Source organism: Stenotrophomonas sp. (genome assembly GCF_050737575.1).
Taxonomy (GTDB): Bacteria; Pseudomonadota; Gammaproteobacteria; order Xanthomonadales; family Xanthomonadaceae; genus Stenotrophomonas.
In genome coordinates this window covers 215,361-239,322 of the sequence record NZ_JBOHXW010000002.1, presented here as the reverse complement: position 1 = coordinate 239,322, position 23,962 = coordinate 215,361, and the positions used below count along the sequence as shown (strand labels likewise).

The window sequence follows — 23,962 nt, the reverse complement described above, 5'->3', positions numbered from 1 at the left end:
CGCGCGCATTCATCCGCGCGTGCAAATGCATTCAACGCACTTGTTTGAATTGCCTTGAAACAAGCGTATTTCTGCAGAAAACAAGCAACGCCGCGGCCATGCAACCCACCGCGTAGCAGGCGATATCGCCCCACGAGAACGTGTTGCCGATGACCGTGTACATCACATCGCCACGCACGAATCCCAATCTTTCCGCGAGTCGAAAGTACTGCGCGAACTCAATGCAGCAGGCAAACACGAACACCGCCAGCAGCAGGACGTAATCATTGGCACGCAGCACGCTGCGCACCGCCGCATAGATCAGCACTACCACCAGCGCGTCACCCAGATACGCGCGTATCCACGACACATGCGGCAGCTGCGTGGCGATGATCACTTCCATCACAAACACCAGCACCGCCAGAACGGCATGTGGCCAGCTGAAGCCAAACGCCAGCCGTTGCTGCGAAACACGCATATCCGACCTCAGCGCCAGTTGGCGTTGTTTTCCCAGAACGTCACCGCACGGCGATACGCATCACGGTCCATCGACACGCCCGAGCCGCCCTCTTCCACACCCAGTGCGTTGCGCATCATGGTGATCGGCGCCATCGGAATTTCTTCCGGCGCAGCGGTGTACAGGCAACCAACCACGCCCCACTCCGCATCGATGACCGAGCCTTCTTTTTCCAACTGTTCGCGGCTGTACATGATGACCACCAGGTAGTCGGCCACCGGTGATTCCACGCCTTCAAACCAGCGCACCAGTACCGGCAATTCTTCGCGCATGCGCGCCTCATACGCCGAACGCAGCAGATGGCGATTGTCGTCCGTGATGGGAACGGTCAGGCAACGCGTGCTGGTCCAGTTGCGATAGACAAACAATTTGCAGAACGGCGCATAGCCATCAATCACCTTGTCCGGCGCGTGTGCATTCAAGTGCTGCTCGAACTGCTCGGCGCTGCAATCCTGGATGGTATTGGGGCGCGGCGTGCGCGGGAACAAACGGGTGCGGGCAAACGAGGTGAGATGGATGGACATGGCAAGGTCTTTCGGAAGCTGCGCACATTGTCGGTGATCGGCGCCCACCATGGCAGTGGCCGCGTATTGAACGGCAGGAAAACATTGCCGCTGCGCCTACGCGGTTACGACAGCACTCCGACGTTCGCACGCCGACAGTGCGTACTGTCCCTGCAGAGCACTGCCATGCGCCACATCGATTCCCGCGATGCCATCAAGGTGCCCGCCATCACCCTGGGCTTCTGGGTCATCAAGATATTGGCCACGACGCTGGGCGAAGTCGGCGGTGATGCGGTCAGCATGTCGATGGGGCTGGGCTATCTGCTGAGCACGGCATTGTTCGCGGTGGTGTTTGTGCTGGCGGTTGCCGCGCAGATCCGCGCACGCGCCTTTCAACCTTGGCTGTACTGGTCGGCCATCATCGCCAGCACCACCGTCGGCACGACCCTGGCCGATTACGTGAAGCGCTCGCTCGGCCTGGGCTACAACGGCGGCACCGCCTTGCTGCTGTCGCTGTTGCTGGCGTCGTTGTGGCTGTGGAGGCAGGCAACCGGCTCGGTCTCCGTCGCCAGCATCAACACGCCACGCAGCGAGCTCTTCTATTGGCTGACCATCACCTTCTCGCAGACGCTGGGCACCGCGCTCGGCGATTGGGTCGCCGACACCCAGGGGCTGGGCTACAGCGGCGGCATCGCGCTCTTTTCCGGCCTGCTCGCCCTGATCGCGCTGCTGTACGCCACGACCCGGCTGCCGCGCACCCTGCTGTTCTGGTCGGCCTTCGTGCTCACCCGGCCGCTGGGCGCCGTGGTGGGCGACTTCCTGGACAAACCCCTCGACCACGGCGGCCTGGCCTTGAGCCGCTACGCCGGCACCGCGTTGCTGCTGTTGGTCATTGCCGCCTGCGTCGCATGGCTGCCGCAGCGGCCCGCCGCACGGGCGCACTGAGGCCCAGATCGCGGTCTCGCCTGAAACCATTGCACATCCATCTTGATGGAGAGATATAATGCCGAGCATTCCGATATGCCCGGCTGCTTTCCATGACCGCGATCAGCTTCGAGTTCTACCCGCCCAAGACCGACGACCAGCGCGCACAGCTGGACCGCACCGCTGCCAAGCTCAAGGCGCACGGCCCCGAGTACGTGTCCTGTACGTTCGGTGCCGGCGGTTCGACCTTGAGCTACACCTCCGAAACCGTGCGCCACCTCAACCAGCACCACGGCCTGCAGGCGGCGCCGCATCTGTCGTGCGTGGGTGGCACCCGCGAGGAGATCCGCGAGCTGCTCAAGCTGTACCGCGCCATCGGCGTGAAGCGCTTGGTCGCGCTGCGCGGTGACTTACCTTCGGGCATGGGCTTCCCCGGCGACCTGCGCTACGCCTCCGAGCTGATCGCCTTCATCCGCGCCGAGCACGGCGATGCCTTCCGCATCGAAGTCGGCGCCTACCCGGAAACCCACCCGCAAGCCAGCGACGCACTGGCCGATCTTCGCCACTTCAAGACCAAGATCGACGCCGGTGCCGATGCGGCCATCACCCAGTACTTCTACAACGCCGACGCCTATTTCCACTTCGTCGATGCCAGCCGCAAGCTCGGCGTGGACGTACCGATCATTCCCGGCGTGATGCCCATTTCCAACTTCAGCCAGCTGCGTCGCTTCTCCGAACAATGCGGCGCCGAGATCCCACGCTGGATCAGCAAGCGTATGCAGGCTTTTGGTGATGACGCCGAGTCGGTACGCAGCTTTGGCGCCGACGTGGTTGCCACCTTGTGCGAGCGCCTGATCGCCGGCGGTGCGCCATCGCTGCACTTCTACACGTTGAATCTGGCCAAGCCGACCCACGCCGTGTTGCAGCGCCTGCGCAGCGCCTGATCAACAACACCACCGCCGTCACTTCCTGCAAACCGGCGCAGCCGCTACGCTTGCGCGATGCGAACCGCGTTGCTGCTGTTGTTGTCTTCCTGCCTTGCCCTGTTGGCGTTCAACGCGCAGGCGCAGCAGGTCAACCGCTGTACCAACGCGCAGGGCCAGACGGTCTACGGTGATAAGCCCTGCGAGGTCATGGGCGCCCGTGCACGGCTGTTGCCGGCGCGCCCTGCCGGTGGCAGCGGGCTATACCGCGACAGCTGTGCGCGCCGCCTCAGCGAGCTGGTGGGGCAGATTCAATCCGCCGCGCAGGCGCAGGACGCCAACCGCCTGTCCAGCATCTACTTGTGGAACGGCCTGTCCACCGCCGCCGCCACCCAGGTGATGGACCGGCTGCATGAAATCGTGCAGCGGCCGCTGCTGGATATCGCGCCGGTATTCCCCGAAGTGGCCTCTTACGAGCCGGCACCCACCGAGCCTTTCACCTACACCGATGGCACTGCGGTAGACCCCACGCAAACCACTCCGGCCCCGCTGATCAGCAACGCCGCGCCGCCGGCGCGTCGGCCGGTTGCCCTGCGACTGGAACAAACGCTGCCACGCAGCAGCACGCCCACGCGCACCGTGTTCCGGCTGCGGCGTCAGTACAACTGCTTCTGGATCACGCTGTAGGCGCAGGCCACAGCGAACGGATCGCCGCCACGCCCAGCGCACCATGTTGGCGCGCCTTTTCGATATCACTGGCGGCCATGCCACCAATGGCGTAGATCGGCAGCGACACCTGCTCACGCAACTGCTCGAAGGCCTCCCAGCCCAACGGCGCTGCGCCCGGATGCGTGGCAGTAGCCTGCACCGGCCCCAACACCACAAAGTCACAGCCCAGCCGCTGCGCGGCCTGCAGCTGGGCCAGATCGTGGCAGGACGCCGCCACCGGCAACGACTCGGGCAATGGCCGCGCAGACAGCGACAACAACTGCTCGCCGCCCAGGTGCACGCCCACGCCCAGCTCGCGCGCCAAGGCGATATCACGGTTGAGCAGCACCTCCACCTGCGAGGCGAAACGCTCGGCCACCGCACGCGCCAATGCGTCGCGGTCGCTCGCCTGTGGCGTGCGCAGCTGAATCCGACGGATACCGCTTTCAATGGCCGCGCCGATTCCGCCCAGCCACGCCTCGACGCCCTGTCCCGGCTCGGGTGTGACCAGATAACGGTCGGGCTGACGCAGCGCCGCCACCACCGGCAGATCGGCCGGCGGCATCGAGTAGCGCGACAGCTTGTCCGGCGTCACCCAGGTAATGGCTTGGCCTTCACGGCCGCGCGCCGAACCTTTCCAGCTGCGCACCATGCGCACTTCCAGACGCAGGCGTTTGTCCGGATACAGCTGCGGCACATCCATCAACCACTCGCCGATCTGCGCCTCGATGCCAAGCTCTTCGTGCAGCTCCCGGGCCAGCGCCTGTTCCGAGCTTTCACCGGGCTCGCGCTTGCCCCCCGGGAACTCCCACAAGCCCGCCATGTCACTGTTGCCAGTGCGGCGGTTGAGCAGGATGCGGCCACGCGCGTCGGTGATGACGGCGGCCACGACATGGATGGAGCGCAAAGGAGAATTCATGGGCTGAGAATGCCGAAAACCCCGCCGAACGCGCAACGGTCACATGCGCCCCGGAAGCAACAGGCGGCATACCACCACGCAGCATGGGCACCCGCAACACGGCAGGATCGCCAAAGAAAAACCCCGCTTTCGCGGGGTTTTTCGTCAATCAGTTCAACTGACCGTGGCAGTGCTTGTACTTCTTGCCACTGCCGCAGGGGCACGGGTCGTTACGGCCGACCTTGGGCTCGTTGGCGGCGTTGACCACCTCGGCGGCCTCTTCGTCGGCGCTGTAGCCACCGTTGTCCTGGTGCTGGAACTGCGACATCTGCAAACGCGCTTCGGCCTGCTGGCGCTCCAATGCCTCCATCGCGGCGACTTCTTCCTCGCTGCGCACGCGCACGCGCGACAGCAGGTTGATCACTTCGCTCTTGACGTCTTCCAGCATCTGCGAGAACAGCTCGAAGGCTTCCTTCTTGTATTCCTGCTTGGGCTGCTTCTGCGCATAACCACGCAGGTAGATGCCCTGACGCAGGTAATCCATGCGTGCCAGATGCTCCTTCCAGCTCTGGTCGAGCACGGTCAACATCACGTGCTTTTCCAGCGCGCGCATGGTGTCGCCGCCAACGGCCGCTTCCTTCTGTGCGAAGTGCTCTTCCATCCGCTCGACCACCTTCTGCGCGATCGCATCGGCATCCAGTTCTTCGTGCTGCGTGACCAGACCCACCACGTCCATCTGCACGCCCAGCTCGGTGTCCAGCGTGGCCTGCAGGCCAGCCAGGTCCCACTGCTCGTCCACCGAGTTCGGCGGCACGAAGCGCGCGACCAGGTCATAGATCACATCGCCACGAATGCCGTCGATGTTTTCCTTCACCGAGTCCGCGTCCAGCAACTCATCGCGCTGCGAGTAGATCACCTTGCGCTGGTCGTTGTTGACGTCGTCAAAGTCCAGCAGGTTCTTGCGGATGTCGAAGTTGTGCGCTTCGACCTTGCGCTGCGCTTTCTCGATCTGACGGCTGACCATGCGGTCTTCAATGACGTCGTCTTCCTTCATGCCCATCATGCGCATCGCCTTCTGCACCCAGTCAGAGGCGAAGATGCGCATCAGGTTGTCTTCCAGCGACAGGTAGAAACGGGACGAACCCGGGTCACCCTGACGGCCGGAACGACCACGCAGCTGGTTATCGATACGACGCGATTCATGGCGCTCGGTGCCGACGATATGCAGACCGCCCGCAGCCTTCACGGCTTCGTGGCGCTCCTGCCATGCCGCCTTCACGGCGGCTTTCTGCTCCTCGCTGATGTCTTCACCCAGCTCGTGCAGTTCGGTTTCCAGCGAGCCGCCCAACACGATGTCGGTACCGCGACCGGCCATGTTGGTGGCGATGGTCACCGAGCCCGGACGACCGGCGTTGGCGACGATGGTCGCTTCGCGGTCATGCTGCTTGGCGTTGAGCACTTCGTGATGCACACCCGCCTTGCGCAGGTGCTCGGACAACATCTCCGAGGTTTCAATCGAGGTGGTACCCACCAGCACCGGCTGACCGCGCTTGGCGCACTCTTCGATATCGGCCAGCACCGCGTTGAACTTGCCCTGGCGGTTGAGGAACACCTGGTCCGGGTAGTCCTTGCGCACGGTCGGCTTGTTGGTCGGAATCACCACCACTTCCAGGCCATAAATGCTCTGGAACTCGAAGGCTTCCGTATCGGCCGTACCGGTCATGCCGGACAGCTTCTTGTACATGCGGAACAGATTCTGGAAGGTGATGCTGGCCAGCGTCTGGTTCTCACGCTGTACCGGCACGCCCTCCTTCGCTTCCACGGCCTGGTGCAGGCCATCGGACCAGCGACGACCGGCCAGCGTACGACCGGTGAATTCGTCGACGATCACCACTTCGCCATCGCGCACGATGTAGTCCACGTCACGCTGGTAAATAGCGTGCGCGCGCAGTGCGGCGTTGAGGTGATGGACGACAGTCAGGTTCTGCGCGGCGTACAGGCCGTTGTCGTTGTCTTCGCCGATGATGCCGGCTTCGCGCAGCAGTTCTTCTGCATGCCCCATGCCTTCTTCGGACAGGTGCACCTGCTTGCCCTTTTCATCCACCCAGAAGTCGCCCTCGCCGTCTTCCAGCTCCTGTTTGATCAGGTGCGGCACGACGCGGTTGACGCGGATGTACAGCTCGGGGGAATCATCGGCCGGGCCGGAAATGATCAGCGGGGTACGCGCTTCGTCGATCAGGATCGAGTCGACTTCATCGACGATGGCGTAATGCAGGCCGCGCTGGTAACGATCAGCCTTGGTCAGCGCCATGTTGTCGCGCAGGTAATCGAAACCGAATTCGTTGTTGGTGCCGTAGGTGATGTCGCTGCCGTAGGCCTCACGCTTGTCACCGTGCGGCATGCCCGGATAGACCACGCCTACGCTCAGGCCCAGCCAGTTGTACAGCTTGCCCATCTGCGCGGCATCGCGGCGGGCCAGGTAGTCATTGACCGTGACCACGTGGACGCCCTTGCCTTCCAGCGCATTGAGGTAGACCGGCAGCGTTGCCACCAGCGTCTTGCCTTCACCGGTACGCATTTCGGCGATCTTGCCCAAGTGCAGCACCATGCCGCCGATCAGCTGCACGTCGTAATGGCGCATGCCCAGCACACGCAGTGACGCCTCGCGGCAGACCGCGAACGCCTCCGGCAGCACCTTGTCCAGGGCTTCGCCACCGGCGATGCGCTCACGGAATTCGGGCGTCTTGGCCTTCAGCTGGTCATCGGAGAGCTTCTGGATCTCCGGCTCCAAGGCGTTGATCTTGGCGACGATACGGTTGAGCTGGCGCAACTGGCGTTCATTACGACTGCCAAAAACGCGGGTAAGCAGGCTGTTGATCATTGAAGGAACCGGTTTGAATGAAATGCCGTGCGACAGACAGGCCCCCTGGGACCTCCCCTCACAAACGAAACAGGGCGCAATGCGCCCTGTCGATGGCAACGCCTATTGTAGCTTGGGGCGAGGGCTTGGCGATTCAAGCTCCCGACCCAGCTATTTGTCAGCCGCGGCTGAGACGCCCCACGGGCGTGTTGCCGCCTTCGCCGAGGAACTTGCGCGGGTTCATCACCTGGCCGTTCTGCCAGACCTCAAAATGCACGTGGGCACCGGTGGAACGGCCCGTGGAACCGGCCTTGGCCACTTCCTGCCCGGCACGCACCAGGCTGCCCTCACGCACGGTCAGGCGCGAATTGTGCGCATACAAGGTCTTGTAGCCGTTGCCGTGGTCGATCTCGACCACATTGCCGTAGCCGCCCTTCACCCCGGAATAGCTGACCACACCATCGGCCACGGCCATGACCGGGTCACCGACGCGGGCGTGGAAGTCCATGCCCTTGTGGTTGCCAGCACCGCGACCAAACGGGTCAGCGCGGGTACCGAAGCTGGAGGTGATGTAGGTGTTGCTGATCGGCATGCGCGACGGCACGGCGTTCTGCTCAAGCTGGTGATCGAACAGCAACGATTCCAGCACCGACAACTGTTTGCCTGAAGCAGCGAACCGCTGCCCCAGCACCTGTAAGTCGGTGACAACCGCGCTGGCCGGGATGTCCTGGGTCGGGCCCGGCTCGCCTTCACCCATACCGGGCGTTTCGTTGAAGTCGAACTCGCCGTCCTGCAGCTTGCCCATCTGGGTCAAGCGCTCGCCCAGCGCGTTCAGACGCGTGGCCTGTGCCTGCAGCTCGCCCAGACGCGCGGCCAGAGCATTGACCTGGGTCTGCGCATCGGCGCGCACCTTGGCCAGCTCCTGCTCCTGCCGGTCAACCTTGGCTTGCAGCGCCGAATCACCCACCATGCCCAGCGCCAGGCTCAAGGCCAAGCCCACCAGACAACCCAACCCAAGTACGCTGCCCAGCAACGCCTTGGGGCGATCCTCGAAATACATCTGAACGCGAGCGAGCGCCGTCTTGGCCTGCCGTTCACGCGTTTTGATTACGATCTTTTTAAATGTCATTGAAGAATTCTTATGTCTGAGCCGAAATCCAGCGTTCGTTCCCGTTCCGCGCCCAAACAGGCGCTGGAAGCGGCGATGGCGGACAAAGCTGGAAACCCGTTGCGACGAGCCCTGTGGCTCGATGCGTTGGACCGGCAATTGCGCCCCCATCTGCCGCCGGCGCTGGCAAACCGTTGCCGGTTGGCCAATGTGGACGGCGAACACCTCGTTTTTCTCGTCGAATCGCCGGTGTGGCATGCCAAGGTACGGCTTGCCGAGGACCAGCTGATCGACGCGGCCCGATCCATCGGGCTGAAGGCCACGCGAGTGACCGTCAAGACTGCCACTGCGCCCCCGCACTCCCCAGTGCGTAATGACCAGCGCAGTACCGCAGTTTCGGAAGCCACGCATAAGGGATTGCGCGACGCCCTGGCTGCACTCCAGGACGTGAAATCCACGCGATCCTGAAATCCGGGAGCCGTACCGGCCCCGGTTCCCGCCCTTTGCCCAACGGGTCAAAGCAGGAAGCCGGAGGAATCCTAGCGGTGGATTGCCCCCCGGGAGTTAGTCTTTTGTTAATTTTTCGCTAAATTCAGGCTCGAACCCTTACTGGGTTCACAAATCCATGACATAGCTGCATCTGGTCCTAAGAATTCGCCAGCGCTCTTACACATGGATGCGGGTCGCCGGGTCTCGCCAGCGCAGAATTCGGAATGAAGCGCGCGGACGGAGGGGCGGATGAGCAACCGGGGCATTAAATGCCCGACTGCGTCCTTCTCCCGTTTACGGGAGCAAGGTGCCCCGGAGGGGCGGATGAGGGGCTTTTGATGTTCTTGGGAACCCGACATCCATTGTCAACCAGCGTGCCGGCTGACTCGTTTGCGCCGATTTCGACGCCCCCTCACCCCACCCCCTCTCCCGCAGGCGGGAGAGGGGCTCAAGCAGGGATTTGGTGCTTATCCGGCACATCTCGGTAAAGCCTCGGCGAAGCATGGCTTCGCTCTACTCAGGTCCAAGAAGGTCCGGGACAGGCTGTTGGAATATCCAAGAAGTTCCCGCTCGGCCACCCATGCAGTTCCGTGGCTGGACATGGCTGACATGGATTTCCTCAACGCCAGACAGCAGAACGGCCGGTTGAACCGGCCGTTTCAGTGTTTCTTTGTGTCCCGCCTCAAGCGTAAGCCGGCAGACCGTAGACCACCGGGTCGGCGGCAACCGGGGAATCGAAGCTGGCCCATTCCCAGGCGGTTTCGTCGGCCAGGAGGGCGCGCACCAGCTTGTTGTTGAGCGCATGGCCAGACTTGAAGCCATCGTAGGCACCGAGCACCTGGCCGCCGGCCAGATACAGGTCGCCGATGGCGTCGAGGATCTTGTGGCGTACGAATTCGTCGACGTAGCGCAGACCGTCTTCATTCAACACACGGAATTCGTCCAGCACGATGGCATTGTCCATCGAGCCACCCAGGCCCAGATTGCGCTCGCGCATGTACTCCAGGTCACGCATGAAGCCAAACGTGCGGGCGCGGGAAATCTCTTTGACGTACGCAGCCGTGGAGAACTCGATCTCCGCGCGCGACTGCTTGGCCGGAATCATCGGATGGTCGAACTGGATGGTGAAGCCCAGTTTGTAGCCTTCATATGGGTCGAAGCGGGCAACCTTGTCGCCGTCGCGCACCTCCACCGTTTTGAGGATGCGCAGGAAACGCTTGGGCGCGTCCTGTTCGACAACGCCTGCCGACTGCAGCAGGAACACGAACGGGCCCGAGGAGCCGTCCATGATCGGCAACTCAGCCGAAGACAGTTCCACGATCACGTTGTCCACGCCGAGGCCGGCCAGGGCCGACATCAGGTGTTCGACGGTTTGGATCTTGGCACCTTCACAGGTCAGGCCGGTGCACAGGGTCACTTCGGTGACCAGGTCTGCACGGGCCGGCACGACAACCACCGGATCCAGATCGACGCGACGGAACACGATGCCATGGTTCACCGGCGCAGGGCGCAACGTCATATAGACCTTGTCACCGCTGTGCAGGCCGACGCCAGTGGCGCGGATCGTGTTCTTGAGGGTGCGTTGCTGGATCATGGGTTCGGAACCGGATAAGCCGCGCATGCGCGGCTGGGGACAAACAAGAATAACACGCGTTAACAACCGCTCCCCGGAACGCCAGACAACGGCAGCACGTACAGGGAAGGACGGAAAATGCCGCCGGGCCGATCCTGGCCCGGCGACAAAGGACATGGTTTTGCCCGTCAGGGTGGACATCCCTGACGTGTATTGCAGCGGCAACTGCCCCGCTCCGCTTGGACGAACCGGCCCGACCCGCGCCGCCGACAGGCGCGTGACCAGACCCGGTCCGCTCAGACGAGCCGGACCAGCCTGCCGATCAGTCTGCCTGGCGGCGCAGGAACGCCGGAATATCCAGGTAGTCGTTCGGCAGTTCAGCCGCCGCCGGCGAGGCCGACGAAGCGGAAGAAGATGCTGCCGCGGTGTCTGCGCTCGGACGACGCAGGCCCATGCCCAGCGAGTTGCCGACTGCCTTGGCCACAGCATCGGCCGGGCTTTCGTACTCGCCGAATTCCGGCTGACCGGTGGTGGCGTTGCGGACGAGCTTGATCGGTGCGCGCTCGCCCGGACGCTGTGCGTTCTTGGCGGTTGCACGGTTCAGGCCGGTGGCCACAACGGTCACGCGCACTTCGTCCTGCATGTCCGGGTCCAGCACGGTGCCGACCACGACCGTGGCGTCTTCCGAGGAGAAACCTTCGATGGTGCGGCCGATTTCGTCGAACTCGCTCATGGTGAAGTCCGGGCCGGCAGTGATGTTGACCAGGATGCCGTTGGCACCGGCCAGATTCACATCGTCCAGCAGCGGGTTCTGGATGGCGGCTTCGGCGGCGGCCTGGGCGCGGTCATCGCCACGCGCGGTGCCGGTGCCCATCATGGCCAGGCCCATTTCCGACATCACGGTGCGCACGTCGGCAAAGTCGACGTTGATCAGACCCGGACGCACGATCAGATCGGCGATGCCCTGCACCGCGCCCTGCAGCACGTCGTTGGCGGCACGGAAGGCCTGCACCATGGTGGCGTTGCGGCCGAGCACGGTGATCAGCTTTTCGTTCGGGATGGTGATCAGCGAGTCGACGTGCTGGCTCAGTTCTTCGATGCCCTTCAGCGCGACCTGCATGCGGCGACGGCCTTCAAACGGGAACGGCTTGGTGACCACGGCCACGGTCAGGATGCCCATTTCCTTGGCCAGCTGTGCCACCACCGGCGCAGCGCCGGTGCCGGTGCCACCGCCCATGCCGGCGGTGATGAACACCATATCCGCACCCTGCAGCGCGTCCATGATGCGTTCGCGATCTTCCAGTGCGGCCTGACGGCCGACTTCCGGGTTGGCGCCAGCGCCAAGGCCCTTGGTGACGTTGGTACCCAGCTGCAGCTGCAGCTTGGCACCACAGTTCTTGATGGCCTGCGAGTCGGTGTTGGCAGTGATGAATTCCACGCCATCGACGGCGCTGTTGACCATGTGGGCCACGGCATTGCCGCCGCCACCGCCAACACCCACCACCTTGATCACCGCGTTCGGTGCCATCTTTTCAATCAGTTCGAAATGCGCCATGTCCATGTCCTCTCTATTGCCGTGATTGGGTCGAGCATCCGGGAAGAATCCTTCTCCTTCTGCGCCCGCCCGCACCGGCGAGTTGTTTTAGGTTTTCCGCTTGGGGTTACCCCTTCACGGTGGTTGTTGCCTGTATCAATGACTGCGTTACTGCACTTCGTCTTGCCCTACTGCTTGCTTCACTGCCTTACTGCCTGGCACCGCGCTTAGAACTCGCCGCGGAACCAGTTTTTCAACTTGTTGAACAGGCTGCCGGCGCGCCCGGTGGGCAGCGACGGACGACGCGGGTGTTCGATCTGACTGCCCATCAGCAGCAGGCCCACGCCAGTGGCATGCACCGGATTGCCAACCACTTCGCCCAGCCCGGTGACGTGCTGCGGAATACCCACGCGTACCGGCATCTGCAGCATTTCCTCGGCCAGTTCGACCACGCCTTCCATCTTCGAGGCTCCGCCGGTGAGCACCATGCCGGCGCGCACCATTTCCTCGAAACCGGAGCGACGCAGCTCGGCCTGTACCATTTCAAAAATTTCTTCGTAGCGGCCCTGCACTGCCTGCGCCAGCGAATGACGCGGCATGCGACGCGGCGGGCGATCACCGACCGACGGCACCTGGATGCTTTCTTCGGCGGTTGCCAGCTGCGCCAGCGCACAGGCGTAACGCACCTTGATCTGCTCGGCTTCCGGCGTCGGCGTGCGTAGCATGTGCGCGATGTCGTTGGTGACGTGGTCACCGGCAATCGGCAACGAGGCGGTGTGGCAGATCGCGCCTTGCACGAACACGGCGATGTCGGTGGTGCCAGCACCGATATCCACCATCACCACGCCCAGCTCGCGCTCGTCGGCGGTGAGCACGGCCACGCTGGAGGCCAGCGAGGAAAGCACCAGGTCATCCACCTGCAAGCCGCAGCGTTGCACGCACTTGCTGACGTTGGCGGCGGCCGACTGCGCGCACACCACCAGGTGCGCATGCACCTCCAGGCGCACACCGGTCATGCCGACCGGATTGCGGATGCCTTCCTGCGAATCGTCCAGCACGTATTCGCGCGGAATCGCATGCAGGATTTTCTGGTCGGCCGGAATCGCCACGGCCTTGGCCGCTTCCAGCACGCGGTCCAGGTCGCCCCAGCTCACTTCGCCTTCGCGGATCGGGGTGATGCCCTGCGAGTTGCGGCACTGCACGTGGTTGCCGGAGATCGACGCATAGACTGAACGGATCTCGCAGCCGGCCATCAATTCCGCTTCTTCGATGGCGCGCTGGATGGACTGTACCGTCGATTCGATGTCCACCACCACGCCGCGCTTGAGCCCGCGCGATTCATGCGAGCCAATGCCGATGACTTCGATCGGGCTGCCTGGCGAGTACTCGCCCACCAGCGCCACCACCTTGGAGGTGCCGATATCGAGCCCGACGATCAGTGATTTATCACCCTTGCGATTCATGTCCTGTCCTGCGTTTGCTTTGTGGCCGGCGGTGGGGTTCCCCAGCTCAGCGTGAAACCATTGGTATAGCGAAGGTCGGCGCGCTCGATCGGCACCTGCGTGCGCGTGAGCTGAGGCAGCACGCGCACGAAGCGCGACAGCCGCGAACGTGCATCGTTGCGGCCGACGATGATTTCGGTGCCGTTGTTCAACGCCAGCGACCAACTGCCGCGCGCGTCCATGGCGACCTTGCGCACGTCCACACCGGCTGGCGCGAACAAGGCACGGGAATCGTTGTAAAGCTCGACCACTTCCGCGGTCTTGGCATCGGGGCCGTCCAGCTCCGGCAGCGGCGCGTTTTCCAGGCCATGCGGCACAGCGAACAAGCGGCCCTGCTCGGACAACAAACGATCCTTGCCCCAGCGTGCAAACGGCTTGTGTTCGACGATGGAAACTTCCAGCACGTCCGGCCACTGCTTGCGCACGCGCGCGCTTTCCACCCACGGTAGTTTTTCGACGGCGTGCTGGGCGTCCTGCAGCTTCACTGCGAAGTAGCCGGCACGCGCATATGGCAGCAAGGTCTTCTGCAGATCTTCGGCCGGCACCCGCTCGAACTCGCCATGCACGCGCAGCTTGGCCAGCGGCCAGCGCTCGGTGCCGACCCAGCCGTTGAGCACCGCAACCACCGGCAAGGCGACCAGCGCGATGGCCAACAACCAGGCAAGGATGCGCAGCACGGCATTCATTGCGCGCCCTCCCCTGCATTCCAGGCGCAGGCGCGCAGCACCGACCGCAGAGCAGTGGTGCATGCAGGCAGCAACGGGAATGCATGAAGGTTCATTCGCCCGTGGACTCCTTGAAGCCTTCGGTCGCCACAATCTGGGCAACGTGGCCGATGTCGCCCGCGCCCATCATCAACAGCAGATCGCCGTCCTGCAGCACGTCCGGCAGCACCGACACCAGATCAGCGGCTTGACCCACCACCACCGGCTCGCTGCGGCCGCGCGCACGAATGGCGCGTGCCAGCGACTTGGAATCGGCACCCGGAATCGGCGCTTCGCCGGCCGGGTAGACCTCGCTCAGCACCAGCGCATCGACTTCCGACAACACCGCAGCGAACGCATCGAACTGGTCGCGCGTGCGGCTGTAACGGTGCGGCTGGAACGCCACCACCAGACGCTGCGACGGCCAACCGCCACGGGCCGCGGCAAACACCGCTTCCAGTTCGCGCGGGTGATGGCCGTAGTCATCGATGACACGAACTTTTGCACCCTTGTGCGTGGTCACGATGCCCAGGTCATTGAAGCGGCGACCAACGCCTTCAAATTTTTCCAGCGCCGAGGCGATGGCTTCCGGCGCCACGCCCAGCTGCCAGGCAACCGCGGCAGCGGCCAATGCATTGAGCACGTTGTGCTTGCCCGGCAGCGCAAGCTTCACCGGCACGCTGCTGCCTTCCGGCAAGCGCAGGGTGAAGCGCATGCACGGACCTTCCTGCACCACGTCTTCAGCACGCACGTCGGCGTTGCTGCTCATGCCATAACTCATCACGTGACGCGGTGTTTTGGCGGCAAGTGCGGCCACCTCCGGGTCGTCGATGCACAGCACGGCCAAGCCATAGAACGGCAGGCGCTGCAGGAATTCGGCAAAGGCTTCCTGCACGCGAGCGAAGTCGTTACCGTAATTTTCCAGGTGATCGGAATCGATGTTGGTGATCACCGCGACCAGCGGATTCAGGCGCAGGAAGCTGCCATCACTTTCATCGGCCTCGGCCACCAACCACTGGCCACCGCCGAGCTTGGCGTTGGCACCGGCTGCCAACAGCTGGCCGCCGATGACGAAGGTCGGATCCAGTCCACCTTCGCTCAGCACCGCAGCAGTCAGCGAGGTGGTGGTGGTCTTGCCGTGCGTGCCGGCCACCGCGATGCCGCGACGGAAGCGCATCAGCTCGGCCAACATCGCCGCGCGCGGCATGATCGGAATGCGTTGGCTGCGCGCTTCCATCAACTCGGGGTTGTCGTCGCGAATGGCGCTCGACACCACCACGCAATCGGTGCCCAGCACGTTGGCGGCGGAGTGACCGCGCATCACGCGCGCGCCCAGCCGCGACAAACGGCGGGTGGCCGCGTTGTCGGAGTTGTCGGAACCTGACACTTCGTAGCCCAGCGTCAGCATCACTTCAGCGATGCCGCTCATGCCGGTGCCGCCGATGCCGACGAAATGCACGCGCGGGAATGCGCGCACCAGATCAGTGGTGTCGTGGAGGCGACGGCTCATTGTGTGCCTCCGATGTGGCGGGCGCGGGAGCGCGGTGCCGTGTTCATGCTGCTTCCTCAAAAATGATGTCTGCGATGCGTTCGGCCGCATCGACCTTGGCCAGTGCACGCGCGGCTTGCGCCATCTGCATGCGAGCGGCGAGATTGTTGACGAGCGCGCGCAGCACGCCCTCCAGGTTGGTGGCCAGTGCGTCGTCCTGCTTGAGCAGTTCGGCGGCACCGCGCTCGACCAGATATTCGGCATTACGGGTCTGGTGGTCATCGACCGCGGCGGCAAACGGCACCAGCACACTGCCGATGCCCACCGCACACAACTCGGCCAGCGTGGATGCGCCGGCACGGCACACCACCACATCTGCCCAGCCATAGGCCGCTGCCATGTCACTGATGAAGGCATCAACGCGACCGGACACACCGGCATCGCGATAGGCCTGCAGTGCTTCTTCGTGCAACTTCTCGCCGCACTGGTGCCAGACGTCGATGGCAACGCTGTCGCCCAGCGCAGCCAGTGCCTTGGGCACGGCATTGTTCAATGCGCGCGCACCTTGGCTACCGCCCAGCACCAGCAGACGCATGGGACCCGTGCGATCCGCCAAGCGCTGTTCCGGCACCTGCAGCGCGGCGATTTCAGCGCGCACCGGGTTGCCGACGACTTCTTCTTTGCCACCTGCAAAACTGCCCGGGAAGCCGGTCAGCAGCCGCCGTGCAAAGCGCGACAAGATGCGGTTGGTCATGCCCGGCGCACGGTTCTGTTCGTGCACCAGCAACGGCAAACCGTGCAGACGCGCGGCCATGCCGCCGGGGCCGGACGCAAAGCCACCAAAGGCGACCACGGCGCGCGGATTGCGATCACGCAGCACGTAGCCGGCATCACGAATGGCGCGCAGCACACGGACCGGCGCACCCAGCAGCGCCAGCTTGCCTTTGCCGCGTAGGCCGGAGATGGCCAAGGTGTCGATCTGGATGCCGTGCTGCGGAACCAAACGGGTTTCCATGCCGCCATCAGCACCCAGCCACACCACCGGCACGCCGCGCTCGCGCAGCACCTTGGCCACGGCCAGACCCGGGAAAATATGACCGCCGGTTCCGCCCGCCATGATCATCACCGGGCGCGGCTTCGTGTTGTTCGGCGAATTGCTCATGCAATCCTCCCGAACGTCGGCTCAACCCGCTGCTGCATACGGCTGGTGCCTCGTGTGGCGTTGTTCTGCATGGCTGCGGCCACCGCCGAAGCTGACGGTGCAGCTGCCGGTGCCAACTCAGCGTCTTCGACCATCGGCTCGATGTCGTCGCGCACTTCCTGGCGACGCACCGCACGGTTGTATTCGTAGGACACGCGCAGCAGCAGGCCCATCGCTACGCAGGTCATCATCACGCTGGAGCCGCCGGAGGAGATCAGCGGCAGGGTCAGACCCTTGGTCGGCAGAATGCCCAGGTTCACGCCAATCGACACGAAGGTCTGCAGGCTGATCCACAAGGCAATGCCGAAGGCAATGTAACCGGCGAAATGACGGCGCATTTCGATGCAGCGCATACCCAACCAGAACGCACGGCCGACCAGCAGCACGTACAGGCTGATGATGCCACACACGCCGATGAAACCCAGCTCCTCGGCGATCACCGAGAAAATGAAATCGGTATGCGATTCGGGCAGGTAGTTGAGCTTCTGGATCGACGCACCCAAACCCACGCCCGTCCACTCACCACGGCCAATGGCCATTAGTGCGTTGGACAACTGATAGCCCGAGCCCAGCTGATCCTGCCACGGGTCCATGAACGAAGTGACGCGGCGCATGCGGTACGGCTCGAAGATCACCAGTAGCACCAAGCCCGGCAGCAACAACAACACCGGCAGGATGATGCGGGTGATCTGAGCGCCGCCCAGCACCAGCATGCAGATGGTGATGCCCAGCAGCAGCATCGACGAACCAAAGTCCGGCTGCATCAGCAACAGACCGACCAGCAGACCAACCACGCCGACCGGCTTCAACATCGCCTGCCAGGTCGCATTGACCTCGTCGCGGAAGCGCACCAGGTAGCTCGACAACCAAACGATGTACAGCACCTTCACCGCTTCCACGGTTTGGAACTTGGACACGCCCAGGTTCACCCAGCGGCGGGCGCCATTGACGCTGCTGCCCAGCCCGGGGATGAACACCACGATCAACAACGCGAAGCAGCCCAGCAACAACAGCTGGTTGTACTTCTCGATTTCCTTCAACTCCACCCGCATCGTCACCATTGCCAGAATGACGCCGATGCCGATGAACACCAGGTGGCGGGTGAGGTAATAGAACGGACTCTGCGTCAGCGCGATGGAGCTGGAAGCCACCATCACGATGCCGATCGAAGCCAGGGTCACGGCGGCGCCCAACAGCCACTTGTCGTAGCTGCCGCCAATGGCTTCGAGTCGGGTTGCCTGGCGCGAGTAGTCGTCCATCAGCGTACCTTCAAGGTTGCCAGGCCGATCAACACGAGCACCACCGAGATGATCCAGAAACGCACGATCACGCGCGGCTCCGGCCAGCCCTTCAGCTCAAAATGGTGGTGAATGGGCGCCATGCGGAACACGCGCTTGCCGGTGAGCTTGAACGAGGCCACCTGGATCATCACCGACAGGGTTTCGATCACGAACACGCCGCCCATGATCACCAGCACCAGTTCCTGGCGCACGATCACCGCGATGGTGCCGAGCACCGCACCCAGCGCCAGCGCGCCGACGTCGCCCATGAACACCATGGCCGGGTAAGTGTTGAACCAGAGGAAGCCCAAGCCTGCGCCGGCAATGGCCGCGCAGATGATGACCAGTTCGCCGGCACCGGGAATCTGCGGGATCTGCAGGTAGCTGGAGAACACCGCATTGCCCGAGGCATAGGCGAACACACCCAGCGCACAGGCCACCAGCACCGTCGGCATGATCGCCAGGCCATCCAGGCCGTCGGTCAGATTCACCGCGTTGGAGAAACCGACAATCCAGAAGTAAGCAATGGTCACAAAGCTGATGCCGGCCAGCGGCAGCGCGATGGACTTGAACATCGGGATGTACAGCGTCAACGCCGCCGGTACGTCGGCCGTGTAGAACAGGAACAAGCCCGCGCCCAGACCGAAGATCGACTGCAGCAGGTACTTCCAGCGCGACTTCAAACCGTTCGGATCGCGCTTGGCAATCTTCAACCAGTCGTCGTACCAGCCAATGGCGCCGAAGCAGAGCATCACCGCCATCACCACCCACACATAGCGGTTGCGCAGGTCAGCCCACAGCAGCACCGAGATCAGCACCGTGGTGATGATCAAGCCACCGCCCATGGTCGGCGTACCGGCCTTGGAAAAATGGGATTGCGGGCCGTCCTTGCGGATCGGCTGGCCACCCTTGAGCTGGGCCAGGCGACGGATCGCCATCGGCCCCAGCCACAGCGACAGACCGAGCGCGGTCAGCGCGCCGAGAATGCCGCGGAAAGTGATGTAGTTGAACAACCGGAACAAATCGTCCAGCTGCTGCAACCAACGGGCCAGTTCAAGCAACATGCATAGTGTCCTCGCCGCGCCCCAACAGCGCGGTCACAATCTTGTCCATGGCACTGCCGCGCGAGCCTTTGATCAGGCAACGCACGCCAGCATGAAGTTCGGTTTCCAGTGCAGCGGCCAGCGCGGCGTGCGAGTCGAAGTGACGCCCGCCCTCACCAAATGCCGTTGATGCGGCTTCGCTCAGCGGGCCCAGCGTGTACAGACGCTTGAGTCCGGCTTCGCGGGCGTGCTGCCCGGCCTGTGCGTGCAGCGCCTGCGCGCCCTCGCCCAGTTCGCGCATGTCGCCCAGCACCAGCCATCCTTCCTGTTTGCCGGCGGCCAATGCACTGATCGCAGCAGCCAGCGAACCCGGGTTGGCGTTGTAGCTGTCGTCGATCAGCACCGCACCGTTGACCAGCGTGTGTGCAACCTGACGACCCGCAACCGGGCGCGCCTGCGCCAGCCCTTCCACCACCAGCGGCAGGTCGATGCCCGCAGCCAACGCCAGTGAAGCGGCAGCCAGCGCATTGAGTACGTTGTGGCGGCCAGCCAGGTGCAGCTCCACCGACGCATCGCCCTGCGGCGTGATCAGGGTGAAGTGCGAACCTTCGCCGCCCAGCACGATGGCGCTGGCGCGCACATCGGCACTGTGTTCCAGCCCGAAGCGCAGCACCTTGCAACGTGCCGGCGAGCCAATGAAGTGCTGCTCGAAGAATGGCGCAAATGCATCGTCGGCATTGATCACCGCCACGCCGTCTTCCGGCAGCGCCGCGTAGATGGCGCCCTTGGTGGTGGCGACGCCCAACAGGCTACCCATGCGCTCAAGGTGCGCGGCGGCGACGTTGTTGACCAGTGCGTAATGCGGGTGCACGACATCGGTCAAATAGGCGATATCGCCCGGCTTGCCGGCGCCCATTTCATACACGGCGTAGTCGGCATCTTCCGGTGCGTCGATCACCGCCAGCGGCAGGCCGATTTCGTTATTGCGATTGCCCGGTGTGGCATAGACCTGACGGCCTTGCGCCGGTGCAGCGTGCTGCAGGATCGCCAGCAGCAGCGACTTGACGCTGGTCTTGCCGTTGCTGCCGGTGATGGCAAACACGCGTGTGGCACGGTCATGCTGCATGGCGGCGGCAATCCTGGCCAGCGCCAGTTCGGTATTGGCAACCACGATCTGCGGCACGTCCTGCGGCTGCAGGGTATCCACCAGCAATGCACTGGCACCACGCGCTACCGCGTTGGCCGCAAACATGTGGCCATCAAAACGTTCGCCACGCAGCGCCACATACAGACTGCCTGCGCTGAGCGTACGGGTGTCGTTGCTGACCGCATCAATCGTGGCGTCTTCGCCGTGAATCTCGCCACCGGCCCAATGGGCGATCAGCGACAGTGGAGTGCGCTTCATGAACGCACCTCCTGGCCGACGACGGCGCGCGACTTCAGCGCGCGCGATGCCACGTCGGTGTCATCGAAAGGATGTTTGATACCTGCAATCTCCTGATAGGGCTCGTGGCCCTTGCCGGCAACCAGCACGATGTCACCGGGGCCGGCCTGCGCAACGGCCGCGCCAATGGCGCGGGCACGGTCACGCTGCACATTGACCCGGGACGCGTCAGCAAACCCAGCCATGATGTCGGCGACGATCACGTCACCGTCTTCGCCGCGCGGATTGTCGTCAGTGACAAACACCACGTCGGCCAGTTCTTCGGCAATGGCGGCCATTTGCGGACGCTTGCCGGTGTCGCGATCACCGCCGCAACCGAACACGCACAACAGACGGCCATTGAGATGGCCATGCAGACTGCGCAGCGCTTGTTCCAGCGCGTCGGGCGTGTGTGCGTAATCAATGACCACGGTCGGCTCGCCTTGGCCACCAAGGCGATTCATGCGTCCGGCAATCGGCTGCAATTGGCCCAGTACCTCGGCAATCGTCGACGCCGGCTGACCCAGCCCGTGCAATGCACCGGCCACCGCCAACAGATTGTCGACATTGAAGCGGCCCAGCAGCGGGGAACGCAGCGGATAGCGCGCCTCGCCGATGACCAGGTCGAAGCCAATGCCCTGCCCGTCCAGCACCAGATTTTCAGCACGCAGCGTGGCGCCGCTCTGGCCAGTCGAGCTCAGGCCAATGGCCTGCACGTCCGACGCCAGCGTGGCGATCAGCTCGCGGCCGAATGCATCGTCCAGATTGATCGCCGCAGCCTTCAACCCTGGGCGCTGGAACAGCTTGGCCTTGGCGGCGCCGTAGGCCTCCATGCTGCCGTGGTAATCCAGATGATCGCGGGTGAGGTTGGTGAACACGGCCACGTCGTAATGCACGGCATCGACGCGGCCCTGGTCCAGCGCATGCGAGCTGACTTCCATTGCCACGGCCTTGGCACCGTCGTCGCGCAGCTGTGCCAGTACCTGATGCATCTGCAGCACCAGCGGCGTGGTGAAACCGGTCGGCACCACATTGCCGTACAGGCCAACGCCGAGCGTGCCAATCGACCCGCAGCGGATGCCCAGCAAATGCCACGCCTGCGTCAGCAACTGCACCGTCGAAGTTTTACCGTTGGTGCCGGTGACACCGACCATCGTCATTGCACGCGACGGATGACCGTGGAACTGGTCGGCCATCACGCCCATCCGCGAACGCAGACCGGGCACCGCGATGGCTTCGGCCGGTGCAGGCAATTCAGCGGGCGCCGGCGGATCAAACAACACCGCAACCGCACCGGCCGCCTTGGCCTGTTCGACAAAACCCAGCCCGTGCGCGCCAAAGCCGGCAATCGCAACAAACGCATCGCCCGGGCGAACAAAACGCGAGTCCAGCACCAAGCCGCTGACCTGCGGATCGTGCGCCAGCGTCAGCTCAGGCAGCAATGTGGACAACGGCATGGTGCGGCTCACTGGCGCACCTCCGTCGGAGCCGCTGTTGGCGCAATGGCCGTCGGCAACGCGGCGTCGAATTCAGCAGCCGCATTCGGCGCGTCAATCGCTTCCTGCGGAATCGGCAACGGCGCAGCGCCGCTGCCCGGCTTGCCACCCACCTTGCCCGCGGCCTGCGCAGCCAGCCACGACTGAATGTCGTCCGGCGGCACATCCATCAGACGCAGCGTGCCTTCCATCACATGGTGGAACACCGGTGCGGATACCAGACCGCCGTATTGCTTCGCGCCCTGTGGATCGTTGACCACCACCACCGCGGCAAAGCGCGGCGCAGTGGCCGGCACCACGCCAGCGAACAGCAGATTGTAGTGACCGCGCTCGTAACCGTTGGGGCCATTCTTGCGCGCGGTGCCGGTCTTGCCGGCAACGTGATAGCCCAGAATCGCCGCCTGCTTGGCGCCGCCATTGGTGACCACGGTTTCCATCATCCGCACCACTTCCTGCGCGATAGCGGGCTCCAGCACTTGCCGCGCCTCGTTGCGCTGCCCCTTGATGAAGGTCGGTTCGATCACGTTGCCGCCGTTGGCCAACGCCGAGTACGCCTGCGCGATCTGCAGCGGCGTCACTGCCAAGCCGTAGCCGTAGGACATCGTGGTTTTGGTGGTGCCATACCAGTTCGGGCTGCCAGGACGCGGCACGACGCCGGACGACTCGCCCGGGAAGCCGCTACCCGGTGCCACGCCATATCCGAAGGCGCGCACGCTGTCGTAGAACGTCTGGTCTGGAATGCGCGCCGCAATCTTGGCCGCACCGATGTTCGAGCTGCGGGTGATCACGCCGGTGACGTTGAGCACGCCGTTGTTACGCGGCACGTCGCGGATGGTGTAGCGGCCCAGCGACAGATAGCCCGGATTGGTGTCGATGACCGTGTCCGGGGTGACCACATGGTTCTGCAACGCGGTGGCGATGGTCAGCGGCTTCATCGTCGAACCCGGCTCGATCAAGTCGGTCACCGCGCGGTTACGACGCGTGTCCGGCGTGGCGCCACTGACCGCGTTCGGGTTGTAGGTCGGCAGGTTGGCCATAGCCAACACTTCACCGGTGGCCACGTCCATCACCACGATGGAACCACCGGCGGCCTTGTTCTCGGTGACCGCATTGCGCAGCTCGCGCATGGCCAGGAACTGGATGCGGCGGTCGATGCTCAGGGTCAAATCTTTGCCGGGCTCGGCGGGGCGCACCTGATCGATGTTCTCGACAATCGCGCCCTTGCGGTCGCGGATCACTTTCTTGGCACCGGCCTTGCCGCGCAGCCATTCGTCGAAGGCCAGCTCCAGCCCTTCCTGGCCACGGTCGTCGATGTTGGTGAACCCCAACACGTGCGCCATCGCCTCACCCTGCGGGTAGAAACGACGGAACTCGCGCTGCGAAAACACGCCCGGAATCTTCAGCGCCACGACCTGCTCGGCCACATCCGGATTCATGCGGCGGCGCAGGTACATGAATTCCTTGTCGGCCTTCTGGGTGAGCTTGGTGGTCAGCTCATCGACCGGTAGACCGAGTGCACGCGCAAGCTCGGGGATGCGTTCCGGCGCCTGCAGCAATTCCTGCGGATTCGCCCAGATCGAAGCGACCGGCGTGGAGACCGCCACCGGCTCGCCGTTGCGGTCGGTGATCATGCCGCGCGAGGTCGGGATCGGTACTTCGCGCAGGTAACGCGCTTCGCCCTGGCGCTGGTAGAAATCGCTGTCGATCAACTGCACATAAGCCGCACGGCCAACCAGCGTCACCGCACACAGGCCCAGCGCAACGCCGACCATCATCAGGCGGTTGCCGAGGTCGAACTGGCTGCGGGT

At 63.8% G+C, this 23,962-nt stretch carries 20 protein-coding genes; 4 read left to right on the top strand and 16 right to left on the bottom strand.

From position 1 onward, the window contains the following. Positions 1-31: 31 nt before the first annotated feature. Both ACREP4_RS04205 and ACREP4_RS04200 read right to left on the bottom strand, forming a co-directional pair. Positions 32-457, bottom strand: coding sequence for a DUF2809 domain-containing protein (locus ACREP4_RS04205; protein WP_431594955.1), 426 nt, complete (start codon positions 455-457; stop codon positions 32-34). Between the two features lie 8 nt (positions 458-465). After that, on the bottom strand, positions 466-1,020 hold the full coding sequence (locus ACREP4_RS04200; RefSeq protein ID WP_431594954.1) for a DUF3228 family protein: 555 nt from the start codon (positions 1,018-1,020) through the stop codon (positions 466-468). On the opposite strand from ACREP4_RS04200, the gene ACREP4_RS04195 reads away from it, so the two are divergent. The 3 genes from ACREP4_RS04195 (at position 1,009) to ACREP4_RS04185 (ending at position 3,533) form a co-directional block, all read left to right on the top strand. Continuing rightward, entirely contained in the window at positions 1,009-1,944 is a 936-nt protein-coding gene (locus tag ACREP4_RS04195; RefSeq protein ID WP_431594953.1) for a COG4705 family protein, read from the top strand. The two genes, ACREP4_RS04200 and ACREP4_RS04195, sit on opposite strands and share 12 nt — an antisense overlap. A gap of 92 nt (positions 1,945-2,036) precedes the next feature. Next, complete coding sequence (gene metF / locus ACREP4_RS04190; RefSeq protein WP_431594952.1) at positions 2,037-2,867, top strand: methylenetetrahydrofolate reductase [NAD(P)H]; 831 nt, start codon at positions 2,037-2,039, stop codon at positions 2,865-2,867. A gap of 57 nt (positions 2,868-2,924) precedes the next feature. Continuing rightward, positions 2,925-3,533 carry a DUF4124 domain-containing protein gene (locus ACREP4_RS04185; RefSeq protein WP_431594951.1) on the top strand — a complete coding sequence of 203 codons (609 nt, stop codon included), beginning with the start codon at positions 2,925-2,927 and terminating at the stop codon, positions 3,531-3,533. Here ACREP4_RS04185 and ACREP4_RS04180 read toward each other — a convergent pair. The 3 genes from ACREP4_RS04180 to ACREP4_RS04170 form a co-directional block, all read right to left on the bottom strand. Next, on the bottom strand, positions 3,523-4,473 hold the full coding sequence (locus ACREP4_RS04180; RefSeq protein ID WP_431594950.1) for a Nudix family hydrolase: 951 nt from the start codon (positions 4,471-4,473) through the stop codon (positions 3,523-3,525). The two genes, ACREP4_RS04185 and ACREP4_RS04180, sit on opposite strands and share 11 nt — an antisense overlap. A gap of 148 nt (positions 4,474-4,621) precedes the next feature. Then, the gene (secA, locus tag ACREP4_RS04175) at positions 4,622-7,333 is read right to left on the bottom strand and encodes a preprotein translocase subunit SecA (protein ID WP_431594949.1); all 2,712 of its coding nucleotides are present in this window, start codon (positions 7,331-7,333) and stop codon (positions 4,622-4,624) included. Positions 7,334-7,490: 157 nt separating this feature from the next. Next, on the bottom strand, positions 7,491-8,441 hold the full coding sequence (locus ACREP4_RS04170; protein ID WP_431594948.1) for a peptidoglycan DD-metalloendopeptidase family protein: 951 nt from the start codon (positions 8,439-8,441) through the stop codon (positions 7,491-7,493). A 12-nt stretch (positions 8,442-8,453) separates the two neighbouring features. On the opposite strand from ACREP4_RS04170, the gene ACREP4_RS04165 reads away from it, so the two are divergent. After that, positions 8,454-8,888: a DciA family protein gene (locus tag ACREP4_RS04165; protein ID WP_431594947.1), complete on the top strand. Its 435-nt coding sequence runs from the start codon at positions 8,454-8,456 to the stop codon at positions 8,886-8,888. A gap of 703 nt (positions 8,889-9,591) precedes the next feature. Here ACREP4_RS04165 and lpxC read toward each other — a convergent pair. The 11 genes from lpxC to ACREP4_RS04110 all read right to left on the bottom strand — a co-directional run bounded on the left by lpxC (position 9,592) and on the right by ACREP4_RS04110 (position 23,929). Further along, on the bottom strand, positions 9,592-10,503 hold the full coding sequence (lpxC, locus tag ACREP4_RS04160; RefSeq protein WP_431594946.1) for a UDP-3-O-acyl-N-acetylglucosamine deacetylase: 912 nt from the start codon (positions 10,501-10,503) through the stop codon (positions 9,592-9,594). A gap of 301 nt (positions 10,504-10,804) precedes the next feature. Next, positions 10,805-12,037: a cell division protein FtsZ gene (ftsZ, locus tag ACREP4_RS04155; RefSeq protein WP_431594945.1), complete on the bottom strand. Its 1,233-nt coding sequence runs from the start codon at positions 12,035-12,037 to the stop codon at positions 10,805-10,807. A gap of 206 nt (positions 12,038-12,243) precedes the next feature. Then, a complete protein-coding gene (gene ftsA, locus ACREP4_RS04150) occupies positions 12,244-13,479 on the bottom strand; it encodes a cell division protein FtsA (protein WP_431594944.1) in 1,236 nt (411 codons plus the stop codon). Next, a complete protein-coding gene (locus ACREP4_RS04145; protein WP_431594943.1) occupies positions 13,476-14,204 on the bottom strand; it encodes a cell division protein FtsQ/DivIB in 729 nt (242 codons plus the stop codon). The genes ftsA and ACREP4_RS04145 overlap by 4 nt, the downstream gene beginning before the upstream one ends. Before the next feature lie 91 nt (positions 14,205-14,295). Further along, positions 14,296-15,732, bottom strand: a complete 1,437-nt coding sequence (gene murC / locus ACREP4_RS04140) for a UDP-N-acetylmuramate--L-alanine ligase (protein ID WP_431594942.1) — start codon at positions 15,730-15,732, stop codon at positions 14,296-14,298. Between the two features lie 43 nt (positions 15,733-15,775). Next, a complete protein-coding gene (gene murG / locus ACREP4_RS04135) occupies positions 15,776-16,873 on the bottom strand; it encodes an undecaprenyldiphospho-muramoylpentapeptide beta-N-acetylglucosaminyltransferase (RefSeq protein WP_431594941.1) in 1,098 nt (365 codons plus the stop codon). Then, positions 16,870-18,171 (bottom strand): putative lipid II flippase FtsW, encoded by a 1,302-nt coding sequence (gene ftsW / locus ACREP4_RS04130; protein ID WP_431594940.1) that lies wholly within the window; start codon positions 18,169-18,171, stop codon positions 16,870-16,872. The genes murG and ftsW overlap by 4 nt, the downstream gene beginning before the upstream one ends. Beyond that, complete coding sequence (gene mraY, locus ACREP4_RS04125; protein ID WP_431594939.1) at positions 18,171-19,256, bottom strand: phospho-N-acetylmuramoyl-pentapeptide-transferase; 1,086 nt, start codon at positions 19,254-19,256, stop codon at positions 18,171-18,173. The genes ftsW and mraY overlap by 1 nt, the downstream gene beginning before the upstream one ends. Continuing rightward, positions 19,246-20,640 (bottom strand): UDP-N-acetylmuramoyl-tripeptide--D-alanyl-D-alanine ligase, encoded by a 1,395-nt coding sequence (locus ACREP4_RS04120; RefSeq protein ID WP_431594938.1) that lies wholly within the window; start codon positions 20,638-20,640, stop codon positions 19,246-19,248. Before ACREP4_RS04120 ends, mraY begins: the two co-directional genes overlap by 11 nt. Then, positions 20,637-22,127, bottom strand: coding sequence for a UDP-N-acetylmuramoyl-L-alanyl-D-glutamate--2,6-diaminopimelate ligase (locus ACREP4_RS04115; protein ID WP_431594937.1), 1,491 nt, complete (start codon positions 22,125-22,127; stop codon positions 20,637-20,639). The genes ACREP4_RS04120 and ACREP4_RS04115 overlap by 4 nt, the downstream gene beginning before the upstream one ends. Continuing rightward, positions 22,124-23,929, bottom strand: a complete 1,806-nt coding sequence (locus ACREP4_RS04110) for a peptidoglycan D,D-transpeptidase FtsI family protein (protein WP_431595313.1) — start codon at positions 23,927-23,929, stop codon at positions 22,124-22,126. Before ACREP4_RS04110 ends, ACREP4_RS04115 begins: the two co-directional genes overlap by 4 nt. Positions 23,930-23,962: the final 33 nt, after the last annotated feature.